16 protein-coding genes are annotated in these 16,784 nt (G+C 67.9%); 8 read left to right on the top strand and 8 right to left on the bottom strand.

Translation table 11 applies throughout. The annotated features are described in order from the left end of the window. The gene (aqpZ, locus tag CAL24_RS01310) at window positions 1-705 is read right to left on the bottom strand and encodes an aquaporin Z (RefSeq protein ID WP_028354515.1); all 705 of its coding nucleotides are present in this window, start codon (window positions 703-705) and stop codon (window positions 1-3) included. A 130-nt stretch (window positions 706-835) separates the two neighbouring features. On the opposite strand from aqpZ, the gene CAL24_RS01305 reads away from it, so the two are divergent. After that, entirely contained in the window at window positions 836-1,342 is a 507-nt protein-coding gene (locus tag CAL24_RS01305) for an acyl-CoA thioesterase (protein WP_028354514.1), read from the top strand. A gap of 209 nt (window positions 1,343-1,551) precedes the next feature. Here the strand turns inward: CAL24_RS01305 and CAL24_RS01300 are convergent, their stop codons facing one another. After that, on the bottom strand, window positions 1,552-2,028 hold the full coding sequence (locus CAL24_RS01300) for a MarR family winged helix-turn-helix transcriptional regulator (protein WP_051439449.1): 477 nt from the start codon (window positions 2,026-2,028) through the stop codon (window positions 1,552-1,554). 224 nt (window positions 2,029-2,252) lie between these two features. Between CAL24_RS01300 and CAL24_RS01295 the strand changes: the two genes are divergently transcribed. From CAL24_RS01295 to CAL24_RS01270, 6 genes are all read left to right on the top strand, one after another. Continuing rightward, entirely contained in the window at window positions 2,253-2,717 is a 465-nt protein-coding gene (locus CAL24_RS01295; RefSeq protein WP_028354513.1) for a tripartite tricarboxylate transporter TctB family protein, read from the top strand. A 22-nt stretch (window positions 2,718-2,739) separates the two neighbouring features. After that, window positions 2,740-4,245, top strand: coding sequence for a tripartite tricarboxylate transporter permease (locus CAL24_RS01290; RefSeq protein WP_094805519.1), 1,506 nt, complete (start codon window positions 2,740-2,742; stop codon window positions 4,243-4,245). 383 nt (window positions 4,246-4,628) lie between these two features. Further along, on the top strand, window positions 4,629-6,254 hold the full coding sequence (locus tag CAL24_RS01285; protein WP_094805518.1) for an FAD-dependent oxidoreductase: 1,626 nt from the start codon (window positions 4,629-4,631) through the stop codon (window positions 6,252-6,254). Beyond that, on the top strand, window positions 6,247-6,426 hold the full coding sequence (locus CAL24_RS01280) for a hypothetical protein (protein WP_028353623.1): 180 nt from the start codon (window positions 6,247-6,249) through the stop codon (window positions 6,424-6,426). Before CAL24_RS01285 ends, CAL24_RS01280 begins: the two co-directional genes overlap by 8 nt. Window positions 6,427-6,492: 66 nt before the next feature. After that, window positions 6,493-7,464, top strand: a complete 972-nt coding sequence (locus tag CAL24_RS01275) for a Bug family tripartite tricarboxylate transporter substrate binding protein (RefSeq protein ID WP_094805517.1) — start codon at window positions 6,493-6,495, stop codon at window positions 7,462-7,464. A gap of 33 nt (window positions 7,465-7,497) precedes the next feature. Then, entirely contained in the window at window positions 7,498-7,953 is a 456-nt protein-coding gene (locus CAL24_RS01270; protein WP_028353625.1) for a MarR family winged helix-turn-helix transcriptional regulator, read from the top strand. 142 nt (window positions 7,954-8,095) lie between these two features. Here CAL24_RS01270 and CAL24_RS01265 read toward each other — a convergent pair whose 3' ends face one another. The 6 genes from CAL24_RS01265 to urtA form a co-directional block, all read right to left on the bottom strand. Beyond that, window positions 8,096-8,779: a peptidoglycan DD-metalloendopeptidase family protein gene (locus tag CAL24_RS01265; RefSeq protein WP_419670602.1), complete on the bottom strand. Its 684-nt coding sequence runs from the start codon at window positions 8,777-8,779 to the stop codon at window positions 8,096-8,098. A 157-nt stretch (window positions 8,780-8,936) separates the two neighbouring features. Next, on the bottom strand, window positions 8,937-9,635 hold the full coding sequence (gene urtE / locus CAL24_RS01260; RefSeq protein ID WP_028353627.1) for an urea ABC transporter ATP-binding subunit UrtE: 699 nt from the start codon (window positions 9,633-9,635) through the stop codon (window positions 8,937-8,939). 1 nt (window position 9,636) lies between these two features. Beyond that, the gene (gene urtD / locus CAL24_RS01255; protein ID WP_028353628.1) at window positions 9,637-10,479 is read right to left on the bottom strand and encodes an urea ABC transporter ATP-binding protein UrtD; all 843 of its coding nucleotides are present in this window, start codon (window positions 10,477-10,479) and stop codon (window positions 9,637-9,639) included. Next, window positions 10,476-11,597, bottom strand: coding sequence for an urea ABC transporter permease subunit UrtC (urtC, locus tag CAL24_RS01250; RefSeq protein ID WP_094805516.1), 1,122 nt, complete (start codon window positions 11,595-11,597; stop codon window positions 10,476-10,478). The genes urtD and urtC overlap by 4 nt, the downstream gene beginning before the upstream one ends. After that, window positions 11,594-13,219 carry an urea ABC transporter permease subunit UrtB gene (gene urtB / locus CAL24_RS01245; RefSeq protein ID WP_094805599.1) on the bottom strand — a complete coding sequence of 542 codons (1,626 nt, stop codon included), beginning with the start codon at window positions 13,217-13,219 and terminating at the stop codon, window positions 11,594-11,596. Before urtB ends, urtC begins: the two co-directional genes overlap by 4 nt. A 16-nt stretch (window positions 13,220-13,235) precedes the next feature. After that, window positions 13,236-14,486, bottom strand: coding sequence for an urea ABC transporter substrate-binding protein (gene urtA / locus CAL24_RS01240; protein WP_028353631.1), 1,251 nt, complete (start codon window positions 14,484-14,486; stop codon window positions 13,236-13,238). Window positions 14,487-14,935: 449 nt separating this feature from the next. On the opposite strand from urtA, the gene atzF reads away from it, so the two are divergent. After that, window positions 14,936-16,780 carry an allophanate hydrolase gene (gene atzF, locus CAL24_RS01235; protein WP_094805515.1) on the top strand — a complete coding sequence of 615 codons (1,845 nt, stop codon included), beginning with the start codon at window positions 14,936-14,938 and terminating at the stop codon, window positions 16,778-16,780. The last annotated feature ends 4 nt before the right edge of the window (window positions 16,781-16,784 follow it).

Here is a 16,784-nt window from a genome sequence, read left to right as displayed (position 1 = left end):
TTACGAGTCGTCGCGCCCCACGCAGCGGTAAGCCAGCGCGGCCAGGATCGCGCCGACGATGGGCGCCACCCAGAACAGCCAGAGCTGCTCGATGGCCCAGCCGCCCACGAACAGCGCCGGGCCGGTCGAACGCGCCGGGTTTACCGAGGTGTTGGTGACCGGGATGCTGATCAGGTGGATCAGGGTCAGCGCCAGCCCGATCGGGATGGGCGCGAAACCGGCCGGCGCGCGCTTGTCAGTGGCGCCCAGGATGACGAACAGGAAGCCGAAAGTCAGGACCACTTCGCACACCAGGGCGGCAACCAGCGAGTACTGGCCGGGCGAATGCTCGCCGTAGCCATTGGCCGCGAAACCGCTGGCGACCAGGTCGAAGCCGGGCTTGCCGCTGGCGATCCAGGCCAGCACCGCGGCCGCGAGCACGGCGCCGATCACTTGCGCCACGATATAAGGCACGATCTCGCGCCCTGGAAAACGTCCTCCCACCGCCAGCCCCACCGTGACGGCCGGATTGAAATGGCCGCCAGAGATGTGCCCGACCGCATAGGCCATGGTCAACACCGTCAAGCCGAACGCCAGCGCGACGCCGGCGAAACCGATGCCCAGCTCGGGGAACCCGGCAGCCAGCACCGCACTGCCGCAACCGCCGAGGACGAGCCAGAAGGTGCCGATGAGCTCGGCCGTGCACCGCTTGGGTAAAGAAGACATGATGCAATTCTCCAGGTTGTAAACGCAGGTGAGGGTAGCGCAATCACATCAACCGCAAAGTGAAGCTTTGCAAAGAGCGAATCGCTGCGCGCAGCGATTACCATGAGGTTTTCCACTCGCCTTCCGCGCCATGCAAGAAACTGCCAGCCACCAACTGTCGATGACCATCCTGATGACGCCGGACATGGCGAACTTCGCGGGCAACGTCCACGGCGGGACTATTCTGAAGTACTTGGACCAAGTTGCCTATGCCTGCGCGAGCCGCTATGCCGGCCAGTACGTCGTCACCCTGTCGGTGGACCAGGTGGTTTTCCGGCAACCCATCCACGTCGGCGAGCTGGTCACCTTCCTGGCGTCGGTGAACTACACCGGCCGCACCTCCATGGAAATCGGCATCAAGGTCGTGACCGAGGACATCCGCCGGCAGGTCGTGCGGCACGCCAACAGCTGCTATTTCACGATGGTGGCGGTGGACGACCAGGGCCAGCCGACGCCCGTGCCGCCGCTGGCGCTGCGCACGCTCGAAGAGAAGCAGCGCCACGAAGCCGCGCGGCAGCGGCGCGAGCTGCGCCAGGCCATGGAGAAACGCCACGAGGAAATCAAGCAGGGGGTGCAGGATCCCAACGCGGCCGGCTGACAGGGCGTTTTGTTGCCCATGTGCAACGAATCCACCCGAAAATGCCCTGGGATTTTCCCTAGTTTGTGTATTCAGGCCTGTGTGCGTGTTGTGCGCCAGCGCGCCGCTCCGCCGCCAGCCAGGCGCGGTTTGTCTATCTATATAGAGGAGCGGACATGGCGGCCGCGCTCGGGCGTCCGCCAGGGGTGAAAACCCTGCGCAAAATTTGATCAACGTCCATCTGGCGGTCGTTTTTTCACGGTATTGCGCGGTCCGAATTTGTCGATCAACTTGATCAAAAGCGGGCCGATCAGGCGCAATTGTTCGAGATGGACGGCAGACAGCGCCTGCAGCTTGGCCTCCCCGGCGGCCGTCAGGGACACCCGCACCCGGCGCGCATCGTCGGGGTCGACGGTGCGCTCGACCATGCCCATGCGCACCAGCCGGCTGACGAGCTCGACGGCGCTGTGATGTTTGATGCAGAGTCTTTCGGCCAGCTCGCCCACGGTGAGAGCCGGGTTTCCGCTGCCTTTGATGGTGAGCAAAGCCTGGTGCTGTTGCGGCGACAGGCCTTGCGCGTGGGCCTCGGCTTCGCTGAATACGGTGAAGCGCCGCAGGGCGTAGCGGAATTCGGCCAGGGTGGCGAAATCGGCCGGTTGCAATTCCTGCTTGTCGATATCGGCCCCCCGGATAGTTAGAGGATTCACCAACAGAATTCTAAACTACATCGTGATACGATCAATTCGACTTGGACTACGCGTGCTGGCGGTGCGCTGAGTGTCCGGACGCTTGCAGAACCCTGATATGGCTCGCGCCGCCGTGCCATATTTTTTTTTATACGTTTCATGTCCAAGCCTCTTGCGTCCCCCGGCACTGCGTCTCCGCCTTTCAGGCCCCCGGGGCCCGGCACGGCACAATACGGAGACCTTCTATGCAGCTACGGAACAAACAGGATTTCTGGTCGGGGGTGATGTTCACCCTCCTCGGCCTGGGATTTGCGTTTGGGGCCACCCAATACAACATGGGCACATCAGCCCGCATGGGCCCCGGCTATTTCCCCTTCTGGCTGGGCATCGTCCTGGCCATACTGGGCGCGACAGTCGCCCTGGGTGCGCTTTCCCCCAAAGCCACCGAAACCAAAGTAGACAAGTTCGACTTCAAGATCCTGTTCATCATCATCGGTTCCGTGGTCATGTTCGGCCTGCTGCTGCGGCCGCTGGGTCTGTATGTTTCGTTGTTCCTGCTGGTCGTGGTCAGCAGTATCGCCAGCCATGAGTTCAGCTGGCGCGTCGCGCTGCTCAATGCGATCTTCCTCGTGTTGTTCTGCTGGCTGGCGTTCATCAAGGGCCTGGGATTGATCTTCCCGTTGTGGCCGTCGTTTCTGGGCCTGAACTAAAACACTGGGGGAAGACACCATCATGGAATTGCTGGAACACCTGTCGCTAGGCTTCTCGGTGGCGTTCACGCCGGAGAACCTGCTCTACGCCCTGCTGGGCTGCATCCTGGGCACGCTGGTGGGCGTGCTGCCAGGCCTCGGGCCCGTGCCCACCATCGCCATGCTGCTGCCGATCACCTACGTGCTGCCGCCGGTGGCCGGGCTGATCATGCTGGCCGGCATCTACTACGGCACGCAGTACGGCGGCTCGACCACCGCCATCCTGGTCAACCTGCCAGGCGAGACATCCGCGGTGGTGACCGTGCTCGACGGTCACCAGATGGCGCGCAACGGGCGCGCCGGCGCCGCGCTGTCGCTGGCGGCGGTCGGCTCGTTCTTCGCGGGCAGCGTCACCACCATGCTGATCGCCGCCTTCGCGCCCCCGCTGGCCGAAGTGGCGTTCAAGTTCGGCCCCGCCGAGTACTTCTCGCTGATGACCCTGGGCCTGATCGGCGCGGTGGTGCTGGCCTCGGGCTCGCTGCCCAAGGCCATCTGCATGATCCTGCTGGGCCTGCTGCTGGGCATGGTGGGCACCGACGTGAACTCCGGCGTGGCGCGCTACGACTTCGGCATCCCCGAGCTGCAGGACGGCATCGACTTCGCCATCGTGGCCATGGGCGTGTTCGGCTTCGCCGAGATCCTGTCCAACCTCGAACAGAAGGAAAACCGCGTCGAACTGCAGGACAAGATCGGTTCGCTGTACCCCAACCGCCAGGAAATCCGCGAAGCGGCCCCCGCCATCGTGCGCGGCACCGCGCTGGGTTCGATGCTGGGCATCCTGCCGGGCGGCGGCTCGGTGCTGTCCGCCTTTGCGTCCTACACCCTGGAAAAGAAGCTGTCGAAAGAACCGGAGCGCTTCGGCAAAGGCCACCCGGCCGGCCTGGCGGGCCCGGAATCGGCCAACAACTCCGGCGCGCAGGCGTCGTTCATCCCGCTGCTGACCCTGGGCATCCCGGGCAACGCCGTGATGGCGCTGATGGTCGGGGCGATGACCATCCACAACATCCAGCCCGGCCCGCAGGTCATGACCAGCCACCCGGACCTGTTCTGGGGCCTGATCGCCTCGATGTGGATCGGCAACCTGATGCTGGTGGTGCTGAACCTGCCGCTGATCGGCCTGTGGGTCAAGCTGCTGCGGGTGCCCTACCGCATCCTGTTCCCGGCCATCCTGGTGTTCTGCACCATCGGGGTCTATTCGCTGAACTACAACACCTTCGACATCTACACCACCGCCGTCTTCGGCGTGGTGGGCTACTTCTGGGCCAAGCTGAAGTGCGAAGGCGCCCCGTTGCTGCTGGGCCTGGTGCTCGGCCCGATGATGGAGGAGAACTTCCGGCGCGCCCTGCTGCTGTCGCGCGGCGATTTCTTCACCTTCGTCGAGCGGCCCCTGTCGGCCTCGCTGCTGGCCGCCGCGGCCATCCTGGTGGTGCTGGTGGCCCTGCCGTCGATCCGCAAGAAGCGCCAGGAAACCTTCGTCGAAGAAGACTGACCTTCCCGCGCAGGTGCCGGACCCGCCCAGCATCTGCGACGGCATGGCCAGCGCCAGGCACCCAGTGCCTGGCGCTTTTTTTTGCCTGGATCCAGCCCGGGCATCGCCGGCGCCAGACATCGGCGGTGGCTGGCGCCTATTTGCGTGGGAGCCATGCTCGGTTCGCCGCAGGTGTCAGACACCCCGGGTGTCTGACACCTTGTTAGCTGAATGCCAAGCGCAACCATGCCTCCGCAGGTGTCAGACACCCCAGGTGTCTGACACCTTGTTAGCTGGATGCCAGCCACAACCAGGCTTGGCTGGCTTTGAGCAGCGTCAATATAGTTGCGCGCACAACCAATCAGCCCTATAGTTGCGCCCACAACCATTTCAAGGAGACTGGCATGGCGGCAACCGCTCCCTTGCCCCGCCACGTGCCGGTGCTGATCGCGGGCGGCGGCCCGGTCGGGCTGACGCTGGCCGCCCTGCTGGCCGAATACGGCATCGAATCGCTCACCGTCGAAGCCGACGACGGCTACTGCACCGGCAGCCGCGCCATCTGCATATCGCGCCGGTCGCTGGAGATCCTGTCGTGGATCGGCGCCGACCGCCCGCTGCTGGACAAAGGCCTGGCCTGGAGCGGCGGACGCAGCTACTACCGCAACGACGAAGTGCTGCATTTTGAAATGCCGGGCGACGCCACGCAACGCTACGCGCCGATGGTGAACATCCAGCAGTTCTATGTCGAGGAATACGCCCACCGAGCCCTGCAGCGCGGCGGCGCGCCCGCCCGGGTGGCGTGGTCGAGCCGGGTGACGCAGGTGCGGCCCGACGCGACCGGGGCCTCGGTGCATATCGACGACGCCACGGGCTCGCATGTCGTGCGCGCCGACTGGGTGGTGGCCTGCGACGGCGGCCGCAGCACCGTGCGCGAACAGCTGGGCCTGGCGCTGCGGGGCATGCAATACGAAGGCCGGTACGTGATCGTCGATATCGAACAGGCCTCGGACCGCCCCACCGAGCGGCTGGCCTGGTTCGACCCGCCCTCCAACCCCGGCTCCACCTTGCTGATGCACCGCCAGCCCGACAACGTCTGGCGCATCGACTACCAGATCCGCGACGACGAAGACGCCGAAGACGCGGTGCGCCCCGAGAACGTCCTGCCGCGGGTGCAGAGCCACCTGGACATGATCGGCGAAACGGCGCCGTGGAAGCCACTGTGGATCTCGATGTACAACGCGAAGTGCCTGACGCTGGACAGCTACCGGCACGGCCGCGTGCTGTTCGCCGGCGACGCCGGCCACCTGGTGCCCATCTTCGGCGTGCGCGGATTGAACTCCGGCCTGGACGACGCCGCCAACCTCGCCTGGAAACTGGCCTGGGTGCTGCGCGGCCACGCCGCCGCGACACTGCTGGACAGCTACAGCCACGAACGCGTCCACGCCACGCGCCAGAACCTGGCCTATGGCGCCAAGAGCACGGAATTCATGGCGCCGCCCGATTTCGGCTTCCGCCTGCTGCGGGAAGCCACACTGCGCCTGTCGCTGGCCGACGCCACGGTGCGCTCGCTGATCAACCCCCGCCAGTCCGCGCCCATCTCGTACGAAGGCTCGCCCCTGAATAGCGCCGATGGCGCACCGCAGGCCGGGCCCCAGGCCGCGCCCGGCGAACCGGCGCCGGAAGCGCGGCTGCGGCGCGACGGCACCCCCTGCCACCTGACCGAATGGTTCGGCCAGGCTTTCACCGTGCTGGCGTTCGACTGCGAGCCGGCCGCCCTGGCGCCGCTGCTCGAGCTGACCCGGCGGCCGGTGGCGCCCCTGCGCATCGTCCACATCGGCCGCGCGCCGCAAGCCGCGCTGCACGACGCCGACGGCCAGGCATACCAGCGCTACGGCGCGCAGCCCGGCATGCTGTACGCCATACGTCCGGACGGCTATGTGCTCGGCCGCTGGGCACAATGCGACGCGGCCGCCGTGCGGCGCGCGCTTTCGCCTTATCATCCCGTTTCGCAGGAGGCCCGCCGTGACTGATCCCGACCTCGACCAAGCCTATACGCAACTGGCGCAGGCGCTGACCCGGGTCGGCGAAGCCCAGGCGCCGCTGTTCCTGTCCGCCCTTTGCCTGTCGCTGATCAGCCGGCAGGCGGAGGCGGCGCCCGTGCTGGCCCTGATCGAGCAGGCCGAGCGCGCGGTGCGCGCCTGAACGCCGCGCCGTCTGTTTATTTGCACGATCATTACCAAGACGCATCACCACAACAGGAGACACTCCATGAAGCGCTACCTCAAGGCCGCGGCCGCCGTGCTGCTGGCCGCCTGCGGACTGCCGGCCCACGGCGCCGACGCCTACCCCGCCCGCCCGATCGAATGGGTCGTCCCCTACCCGGCAGGCGGCGGCACCGACATCGTGGCCCGCACCCTGGCCGAGAAAATGACGCCGGCCCTGGGCCAGACCCTGATCATCGCCAACAAGCCCGGCGCGGCCACCGCGATCGGGGCGGACTACGTGGCGCGGGCCAAGCCGGACGGCTACACCATGCTGTCGGGCGATACCGCCACCCTGGCCGCCAACCCGTTTCTGTATCCCACCCTGTCTTACGACCCCGCCACCGACTTCGAGCCGGTCGGCCTGATGGCGCGCTTCGCCATGATCCTGGTCGTGAATCCCGCGGTGCCGGCCAAGACGCTGGATGAACTGCAGGCCTGGATCAAATCGCAATCCGGCGGCGTCGACTACGCCACGCCGGGCTCGGGCAGCCCGCATCACCTGGCCACCGAGCTGTTCCGCCTGCGCACCGGCCTGGACCTGGTGCACGTGCCCTATCGCGGCGCGGCGCCGGCCGTGCAGGACGTGATCGGCGGGCAGGTGCCGATGATGTTCGTGGATTCCGCCACGGGCCAGCAATACATCGCGGCGGGGCGCCTGCGCGCCATCGCGGTGGCCAGCGCCAAGCGGCTGGAGTCGCTGCCCGGCACGCCCACGCTGATCGAGCTGGGACTGCAGGATTTCGAGGCCTATGCCTGGCAGGGGCTGCTGGTTCCCAAGGGCACTTCCGGCGCCATCGTCGAACGCCTGAACACGGCGCTGCGCGGCGCCCTGGACGCTCCCGAAGTGCGCGAGAAATTCAAGGCCATGGGCCTCGAGGCGATTCCCAGCACGCCGCGGGAAATGGCCGACTATGCCCAGGCCGAACGCGAGAAGTGGGGCAAGGTCATCCGCGACAGCAAGATCACCGTCAACTGATTCGAAGGCGGGCCCGGCCCGCCGCGCCAGCGCATGCCCACCGACACCCGACCCGACGCCATCCCCGCGCTCGAGCGCTTCCTGACCTACCGCCTGCACGTGGTCAACAAGGTGTCGGACCGCGACACCAACCGCGCGTACCTGGATGCCTGCGGGCTGCCGCTGGGCGAGGCGCGCTGCCTGGCCGCCATTGGCCGCTTCGCGCCGCTGTCGGTCAACGACCTGGCGCGCGCCGCCAACCTCAACAAGGGCCAGGCCAGCCGCTCGGCCCAGGCCCTGGTGGAACGCGGGCTGGTCCGCAAGGAAACGCGCGAGAGCGATGCGCGCGGCGTGCTGCTCACGCCGACGGCCGAGGGCCAGGCGCGCTACGAGAAGATCGTGGCGCTGATCGCGCGCCGCAACGACGAGATCTTCGGCTGCCTGGACGCGGCGGAGCGGGCCCAACTGGGCGCCATGCTCGACCGCATCATCGCGCACATCCGGCCGTAAGGCGGCTGCCGACGGCCCGTCCCACGGGCGGCGAGGCGCCCGGCGCGGACGCTGCCGCCGCGCCTTGCGGGCGCGGCTGTTCATCGATTTCCTGGCCAGCCGCATACCCGCCCTGCCGGGCTTCGCGACGGCATAGGCGCGCTCAGCGCGGCGGCAGCGCGCCAGAGGGGTCGACCGGCTGGCCGCGATGGCGCAGCTCGAAGTACAGCGCGGTGCCGCTGCGGTCGGTGCCGCCCATTTCGGCGATCTGCTGGCCTTGCGAGACCTTCTGCCCTTCTTTCACCAGCATCTTGCTGTTGTGGGCATAGATGCTGAGGAAATCGCCCGAGTGCTGCACGATCACCAGATTGCCGTAGCCGCGCAGGCGATTGCCGGCGTACACGACGCTGCCCGGCGCGGCCGCGACCACCGGCGTGCCGGCCTTGTTGACGATGGTGATGCCCTTGGACGAACTGCCGTTATAGCGCTGCGTGACCGTGCCCGCGGCCGGCCATACCAGCTTGAGGTTGCGCAGCGCCGCCGCGGAGGCGGCCGGCGTGGGCGCCGGACGGGGGCTGGGGGTGGGCGTGGCGGCGGGGGCCGGCGCGGCGCCGCCCTTGGCGCTGACGCGCAGCAGCTGGCCCTTGCTGATGCGGTTGGGGTTGGACAGGTTGTTCAGCCGCATCAGCTCCGATACGCTGGTGTTGTGCTGGCGCGCGATCTTCGTGAGCGTATCGCCGGACTGCACCCGGTAATAGCCGGGCCCGACCTTGGTGGAGCTGCACGCGGCCAGCAGCATGAGCAGGCTGGCGCACAGCACGGCGCCGGCGCGGCGCGAGGTGGACACGGCCCAGGCGCGGCGCGGCGCCGCGGGCGGAACGGGTAAGGTCGGAATGGCGGGCACTGACAGCGTATCGATAGGGGCTTGCGGAAAAAAGGAGTACTTCTCCGCCCAGAAGGGTAACAAGAATCGCTGTAACAGGCTTGTGCATTTGAATCAGGCTCTACACTGACAGATGTCTGCGCACGTCCTCGCCGCCCATCTCCGCGTGGGCACCCCGGGCCACCACTTCGCCGCGCGACAGCACCACGAAATGGTCGGCCAGCTCGTGCGCGAAGTCGAAATATTGTTCGCACAGCAGGATGCCGATGTCCCCGCGCGCGCGCAGCAGCCGGATCACCCGCCCGATATCCTTGATGATGGAAGGCTGGATGCCCTCGGTGGGTTCGTCGAGGATGATCAGGCGCGGCTCGGCCACCAGCGCGCGGGCAATGGCCAGCTGCTGCTGCTGGCCGCCGGACAAGTCGCCGCCGCGGCGCCCCAGCATGGCCTTGAGCACCGGAAACAACTCGAACACTTCCTCCTTGACGCGGCGCGCCCGCGCGGCGGGGAAGCGCGCCATGCCCATGATGATGTTCTCTTCCACCGTGAGCCGAGCGAAGATGTCGCGGCCCTGCGGCACGTAGGCGATGCCCAGCGCCGCGCGCCGATGCGGCGGCAGGCGCGAAATATCCTGTCCTTCGAACATTACCTTGCCGCCCGCCACGGGCAGTACGCCCATCAGGCACTTCAGCAGCGTGGTCTTGCCCACGCCATTGCGCCCCAGCAGCCCGAGGCATTCGCCCCGCCGCAGCGACAGCGACACGCCGCGCAGGGTATGGCTGCCGCCATAGTATTGGTCGATGGCTTGCACTTCCAGCATCTCAGCGCCCCAGATAGACTTCGACGACCCGCGGATCCGCCTGCACCTGGGCCATCGTGCCCTCGGCCAGCACCGCGCCCTCGTGCAGCACCGTCACCTTGCCGCCATCGGCGATGCGCGCCACGAAATCCATGTCGTGCTCGACCACCATCAGCGAATGGCGGCCGCGCAATTCGTTCAGCAGCTCGCCGGTGCGCTCGGTCTCGGCGTCGGTCATGCCGGCTACCGGCTCATCCAGCAGCAACAATTGCGGCTCCTGCATGAGCAGCATGCCGATCTCCAGCCACTGCTTCTGGCCGTGCGACAGCAGCCCCGCCGCGCGCCATGCCGCCTCGGTGAGCCGGATCAGCGCCAGGACTTCGGCGATGCGGTCGGCCTGCTCGCCGGTCAGGCGGGCGAACAAAGTCGGGCGCACGCGCTTGTCGGTCTTCATGGCCATTTCCAGGTTCTCGAACACCGTATGCTGCTCGAACACCGTGGGCCGCTGGAACTTGCGGCCGATGCCGGCGCGCGCGATCTGCGCCTCGTTCAGCGTGGCAAGGTCGATGTTCTGGCCGAAAAACGCGGTGCCGGCGCTGGGCCGGGTCTTGCCCGTGATGACATCCATCATGGTGGTCTTGCCCGCGCCGTTGGGACCGATGATGCAGCGCAGCTCGCCCACGCCGATATCCAGCGTCAGGTCGTTCAGCGCCTTGAAACCGTCGAAACTGACCGTGATGCCGTCCAGGTACAGAATGGCGCCATGGGTGGTGTCCACGCCCTGCGGCTTGATCCGGCCGTACGAGGCCTCGCCGCCCGGACCGCCGTCGCCGGCGGCTGCCGGCCGGTTGAATTCGATGCTCATGCTGTGTGCTCCTGCCGGCGCGCCGCCCAGCGCCGCACCAGGCCGACGATGCCCTGCGGCAGCAGCAGCGTCACCAGCACGAAGATCAGGCCCAGGGCATACAGCCAGAACTCCGGAAACACGCTGGTGAACCAGGTCTTCAGGCCGTTGACCGCGCCGGCGCCGATGATGGGACCGATCAGGGTGCCGCGCCCGCCCGTGGCGACCCAGATCACCATCTCGATGGAATTCTCGGTGGACATTTCGCCAGGGTTGATGATGCCGACCTGCGGCACGTACAGCGCGCCCGCCACGCCGCACATCACGGCCGAAAGGGTCCAGACGAACAGCTTGAAGCCGAGCGGCTCGTAGCCGATGAAGCGCACCCGGCTCTCGGCGTCGCGCACCGCCGTGAGCACGCGGCCCAGCTTGGACTGCGTGACCGCGCGCGCCAGCACCAAGGCCCCGAACAGCGCGGCCAGCGTGATCCAGTACAGCGCCGCGCGCGTGGTCGGGGCGGTGATGTCGAACCCCAGGATGCGCTTGAAATCGGTAAAGCCATTGTTGCCACCAAAGCCGGTGTCGTTGCGGAAGAACAGCAGCATGGCCGCGAAAGTGAGGGCCTGCGTGATGATGGAGAAATACACGCCCTTGATGCGCGAACGGAACGCAAAGTACCCGAACACGAACGCCAGGCCGCCCGGCACCAGCACCACCAGCAGCATGGCGTACCAGAAGTGGTCGGTGAACGCCCAGTACCAGGGATACTCCTGCCAGTTCAGGAACACCATGAAGTCGGGCACGGCGCTCTGGTGGACGCCGTCGCGCCCGATGGCGCGCATCAGGTACATGCCGTGCGCATAGCCGCCCAGGGCGAAGAACAGGCCGTGGCCGAGCGAAAGGATGCCGGCATAGCCCCACACCAGGTCCAGCGCCAGCGCGGCCAGGGCATAACACATGAACTTGCCCAGCAGCGCCACCGCATAGGCCGACACATGCAGCGCATGCCCGGGCGGGAATGCCAGGTTCAGCCACGGCAACAGCGCCAGCAGCGCGACCGCCACGGCCAGCGCGGCCCAGGCGCGCGGGCCGAACAGCGGACGGCGCGCCAGCGCCGGGTCGAGGGTGGCGGCATTCATTCGACGCTCCTGCCGCGCGGCGCGAACAGGCCTTGCGGCCGCTTCTGCACGAACAACACGATCAGCACCAGGATGGCGATCTTGGCCATGACGGCTCCGGAATGAGGCTCGAGAAACTTGGTAATGGCGCCCAGCCCCAATGCCGCCACCACGGTGCCGGCCAACTGCCCCACGCCGCCCAGCACGACTACCATGAACGAATCGACGATGTACGCGCGCCCCAGGTCGGGGCCGACGTTGCCCAGCTGCGACAAGGCCACGCCGGCCAGCCCGGCGATGCCCGAGCCCAGCCCGAAGGCCAGCATGTCGACCCGGCCGGTGGGCACGCCCACGCAATCGGCCATGCGGCGGTTCTGCGTGATGGCCCGCACGAACAGGCCCAGCCGCGTATGGTTCAGCAAGAGCCACACGAACGCCACCACCAGCACGGCGAACACGATGATGGCGAGGCGGTTGTAGGAAAGCACCAGGCTGCCCGGCACCGTGATGCCGCCGCTCATCCATGACGGGTTGGCGACTTCGACATTCTGCGCGCCGAACATGGTGCGCACCGCCTGCATGAGCATCAGGCTGATGCCCCAGGTGGCCAGCAGCGTCTCCAGCGGCCGTCCGTACAGCCAGCGGATCACCGTGCGCTCCAGCGCCATGCCCACCAGTCCGGTGACCGTGAAAGCCACCGGCAGGGCGGCGATCACGTAGGCATCCAGCCATTGCGGAAACCAGAGCCGGAACAAGGCCTGCACCGCATAGGCGACGTAGGCGCCGATCATCAACAGTTCGCCGTGGGCCATGTTGATCACGCCCATCAGGCCGAAGGTGATTGCCAGGCCCAGCGCCGCCAGCAGCAGCACGCTGCCCAGGCTGATGCCGTAGAACAAGTTGCCCGCCCATTCCACCAGCGACAGGTGCCGCTCGATGCGATGCAAGGCGGCGGCCGCGGCGGCGCGCACGTCGGCATCGGGTTCGGCGTAGCGCCCCGCGGCATCCTGCTGCAGCAACGCCGCCAGCACCGGCCGGAACGCCGCGTTGCCGCTCTCGCCCAGGGTCTCGGCGGCATGGCGGCGCACCGCCGGCGCCGGGCTTTGCAACTGCAGCGTCGCGGCGGCGATCTCCAACGCCGCCCTGACCCGGGCATCCGGTTCGGACGCCAGGGCTTTCTCCAGCATGGGCAGCGCGGCCGGGTCGGCGCCGCGCTGCAGGCGCTGCGCGGCCGCGAGCCGCTGGGCCGGATCGGGCGCGTGCAGGCGCGCGGTGGCCAGCGCGGCCGCGATGGCGCGGCGCAGGCGATTGTTGACCGATATCGCGTCCGCCGACGCCGGCATGTCGACAGGCTGGCCCGTCGCGGCATCGACCGCGCCCGCGCCGGTATCCATCACCAGCCTGCCGTCCGGCGCGGCATGCAGCCGGTCGCTGGCGAGCGCCTCCAGCACAGCCGCCGCCTGCGGCGCCGGCTGCGCGCCCAGGCGCGCGATGGCGGCCAGCCGGGCGTCGGTGTCATCGCCCGCCAATGGCGCCAGCAGCGCCGGATCCAGGCCGCCCGACACGGCGGCCGGCGTCCAGGCCCCCGCCAGCCAGGCCATGGCCAGGCGTAGCAGGAGCCGCACCACAAACGCGCTGCGCATCATCGCTTCTCCGCGCCTACAGGCCCTGCTTGCCTTCATTGCCGGGAATGTACGGACTCCACGGCTGGGCGCGGATCGGCCCCTTGCTCTTCCACACCACGTTGAACTGGCCGTCCGCCTTGATCTCGCCGATGTAGACCGGCTTGTGCAAGTGGTGGTTGGTCTGGTCCATTTGCACGGTGAAGCCGTCCGGCGCCTCGAAGGTCTGGCCGCCCATGGCGCCGATCACGGAATCGACCTCGGTTGTGCCGGCCTTCTCGACCGCCTGCTTCCACATGTGGATGCCGATATAGGTGGCTTCCATCGGGTCATTGGTGACTGCCGTGCCGGCATTGGGCAGATTGCGCGCCTTGGCATAGGCGCGCCACTTGTCGATGAAGGCCGCGTTGACGGGATTCTTGATCGACTGGAAGTAGTTCCAGGCGGCCAGGTGGCCGACCAGCGGCTTGGTATCGACGCCGCGCAGCTCTTCCTCGCCGACCGAGAACGCCACGACCGGCACGTCGGTGGCTTTCAGGCCGGCATTGCCCAGCTCCTTGTAGAAGGGCACGTTGGAGTCGCCGTTGATGGTCGAGACCACGGCGGTGCGGCCGCCCGTGGCGAACCGCTTGATGTCGGCGACGATGGTCTGGTAGTCCGAATGGCCGAACGGCGTGTAGACCTCCTGGATGTCCTCGTCCTTCACGCCCTTCGAGTGAAGGAAGGCGCGCAGGATCTTGTTGGTCGTGCGCGGATAGACATAGTCGGTGCCCAGCAGCACGAAGCGCTTGGCGCCGCCGCCGTCCTCGCTCATCAGGTATTCCACCGCGGGAATGGCCTGCTGGTTGGGAGCCGCGCCGGTATAGAACACGTTCTTCTCCAGCTCCTCGCCTTCGTACTGCACGGGATAGAACAGCAGGCCGTTGAGTTCCTTGAATACCGGCAGCACCGACTTGCGCGACACCGAGGTCCAGCAGCCGAACACCACCGACACTTTGTCCTGCGCGAGCAGCTGGCGGGCCTTCTCGGCGAACAGCGGCCAGTTCGAGGCCGGGTCCACCACTACGGGCTCGAGCTGCTTGCCCAGGACGCCGCCCTGCGCGTTGATCTCCTCGATCGCCATCAGGGCCACGTCCTTGAGCGAGGTCTCGGAAATCGCCATGGTGCCCGACAACGAATGCAGGATGCCGACCTTGATGGTGTCGGCGGCCATCGCTGCCGGCGCCCAGCCCGCCAACGCCAACAGGCTGGCGGCGGTCAACTGCTTCAGTACGAGTCTGCGCTTCATCGCTTGGATCCTTTTCTTGAATGGGCCGGCAGCGCCGGCGTGATCTGCCTGTGCATCGAAACCATGCCCGCATCGCGAACGCCGCGACCACGCGTGCATCAGGGCAAAAGCAATTCGTATGCCAACTCGCCTGCGAAGCTTGGCCGGACACAGGGCGGCCGCGATGGCGCGGGCATGCGCGGGGCACGCCGTCCGGCCAAAGCCTTTCGATGCAGCGGGCCGGCGCGGCCCCGATGTTGGTGCAGAGGCACGGCATCAGTGCATGCATGCCCGGCTTCGGTGCGTGGACGCGCGGCCCGGGCACGTGCCCGCGATGCGGCGGGCCGCCGGCGTGGCCTGGGGCGTCGCGCGCAAACCCGCATGGATACTGGCTCTGCCGGCAAGGGGCCGAAGTTGGCATATCGATTGCTTTGGTTGGAACGACTTGTATACAAGCGAGGATCCCAGGCATGAATGCCCACAATGTCATCGAAGCAACGCGCGGATGGACCCTGGCCGACTGGCAGGCGGCTTATCGCGAGCATGGCGCGCAGCCGGCCGAATTGCTGGGCCGGCTGGTCGCCGGCCTGCAAGCGGACGACCCTGCCTGGATCTGCCGCGCCGACGCAGCATGCCTGCAGGAACAACTCGACACGCTGGCGCGCCAACTGGCGCAGGCGGACGGCGACCTGGCCCGCCTGCCGTTATATGGCGTGCCATTCGCCATCAAGGACAACATCGACGCCGCCGGCTGGCCCACCACGGCGGCCTGCCCCGCCTTCGCATACACGGCGGCGCAAGACGCCGACGTCGTGCGGCGCCTGCGCGCGGCGGGCGCCATCCTGATCGGCAAGACCAACCTGGACCAGTTCGCCACCGGCCTGGTGGGCACGCGTTCGCCGCACGGCGCCGTGCCCAACACCTTCGATCCCGCGTATATCAGCGGCGGCTCCAGCTCGGGCTCGGCCAGCGTCGTGGCGCGCGGGCTGGCCGCCTTCGCGCTGGGCACCGATACCGCCGGATCCGGCCGCGTGCCGGCCGGCTTCAACAACATCGTCGGGCTCAAGCCGAGCCGTGGCTGGCTCAGCACGCGCGGCGTCGTGCCGGCTTGCCGCACCCTGGACTGCGTGTCGATCTTCGCGCTGACGGTCGGCGATGCCGACACCGTGGCCATGCTGGCGGGCGGCTATGACGCACACGACCCATACTCGCGCCCCGCGCCGGCCATGCCCGCCCAGCTGGCCCGCCAGCCGCGCCTGGCCATTCCCGCCGAGCCCGAGTTCCACGGCGACGCGCAGGCGCAGGCGGCCTATGAGCGCTCCCTGGACGCGTTGCGCACGCTGGGGGCAACGCTGCACCCCATCGACTTCGCGCCGTTCCGCCAGCTGGCCGACCTGCTGTACCAGGGGCCATGGGTCGCCGAGCGCTACGCGGCGGTACGCGCCCTGCACGAGCGGGCGCCCGATGCAATCGAGCCGGTCGTGCGCGGCATCGTCGAGCAGGCGGCCCGCTACAGTGCCGTCGACGCCTTCGAGGCCGAGTACCGCCGCGCCGCGCTGGCGCGCGTCATCCAGCAGACGCTGGCCGGCTACGACGCCATGGTCGTGCCCACCTCGCCGTCCATCTACACCATCGCGCAACTGCGCGAAGAGCCGGTCGCGCTGAATACCCGGCTGGGGGTCTACACCAACTTCGCCAACCTGGCCGACTTGTCCGCGCTGGCGTTGCCCGCTGGCATGCGCGCCGACGGGCTGCCCTGCGGCATCACCTTGATCGGCCCGGCCTGGCATGATCGCGCGCTGGCCGAGTTCGGACGCCGCTGGGAAGCCGCGCAGGGCGGCACCCTGGGCGCCACCGGCCGGGCCCGGCCGACCACGCTCGCGCCACGGTCCGCCGCGCCGACCCAGGGGGTGCGGGTCGCCGTCGTGGGAGCGCATCTGCGCGGCATGCCGCTAAACCATCAACTGACCTCGCGCGGGGCGCGCTTCCTCGAAGCCACTCACAGCGCCCCGGCGTACCGCTTGTATGCGCTGGCCGACAGCACGCCGCCCAAGCCCGGCCTGGCGCGGGCCGCCGCGGGCGCTTCCATCGCCGTGGAGATCTGGGAGCTCTCGCATGCCGCGTTCGGCGAATTCGTGGCCGAGATCCCGCCGCCGCTGGGAATCGGCACGCTCGAACTCGCCGACGGGCGCCAGGTGAAGGGTTTCATTTGCGAGCCGTACGGCATCGCGGGCGCGCGCGACATCACCGAGTTCGGCGGCTGGCGCGCCTACCTGCGCCATCAGCAAGATTCCGTGGCCCACCAAGGGGAATAACCAT

The sequence above is a fragment of the Bordetella genomosp. 2 genome (assembly GCF_002261345.1).
GTDB lineage: Bacteria > Pseudomonadota > Gammaproteobacteria > Burkholderiales > Burkholderiaceae_B > Bordetella_A.
Note: the sequence above shows the minus strand (reverse complement) of the source record. Positions and strands in the feature narration are given on the sequence as shown.

Excerpts from the sequence above, each read along its gene's own strand:
- urtB (WP_094805599.1), bottom strand. The coding sequence starts at position 13,219 with ATGCGCAGCGCGTTTGTGGTGCGGCTCCTGCTACGCCTGGCCATGGCC.
- urtD (WP_028353628.1), bottom strand. The coding sequence starts at position 10,479 with ATGAGCATCGAATTCAACCGGCCGGCAGCCGCCGGCGACGGCGGTCCG.
- CAL24_RS01285 (WP_094805518.1), top strand. The coding sequence starts at position 4,629 with ATGGCGGCAACCGCTCCCTTGCCCCGCCACGTGCCGGTGCTGATCGCG.
- aqpZ (WP_028354515.1), bottom strand. The coding sequence starts at position 705 with ATGTCTTCTTTACCCAAGCGGTGCACGGCCGAGCTCATCGGCACCTTC.
- CAL24_RS01270 (WP_028353625.1), top strand. The coding sequence starts at position 7,498 with ATGCCCACCGACACCCGACCCGACGCCATCCCCGCGCTCGAGCGCTTC.
- CAL24_RS01275 (WP_094805517.1), top strand. The coding sequence starts at position 6,493 with ATGAAGCGCTACCTCAAGGCCGCGGCCGCCGTGCTGCTGGCCGCCTGC.
- urtE (WP_028353627.1), bottom strand. The coding sequence starts at position 9,635 with ATGCTGGAAGTGCAAGCCATCGACCAATACTATGGCGGCAGCCATACC.
- CAL24_RS01305 (WP_028354514.1), top strand. The coding sequence starts at position 836 with ATGCAAGAAACTGCCAGCCACCAACTGTCGATGACCATCCTGATGACG.
- CAL24_RS01290 (WP_094805519.1), top strand. The coding sequence starts at position 2,740 with ATGGAATTGCTGGAACACCTGTCGCTAGGCTTCTCGGTGGCGTTCACG.
- CAL24_RS01295 (WP_028354513.1), top strand. The coding sequence starts at position 2,253 with ATGCAGCTACGGAACAAACAGGATTTCTGGTCGGGGGTGATGTTCACC.
- atzF (WP_094805515.1), top strand. The coding sequence starts at position 14,936 with ATGAATGCCCACAATGTCATCGAAGCAACGCGCGGATGGACCCTGGCC.
- urtA (WP_028353631.1), bottom strand. The coding sequence starts at position 14,486 with ATGAAGCGCAGACTCGTACTGAAGCAGTTGACCGCCGCCAGCCTGTTG.
- urtC (WP_094805516.1), bottom strand. The coding sequence starts at position 11,597 with ATGAATGCCGCCACCCTCGACCCGGCGCTGGCGCGCCGTCCGCTGTTC.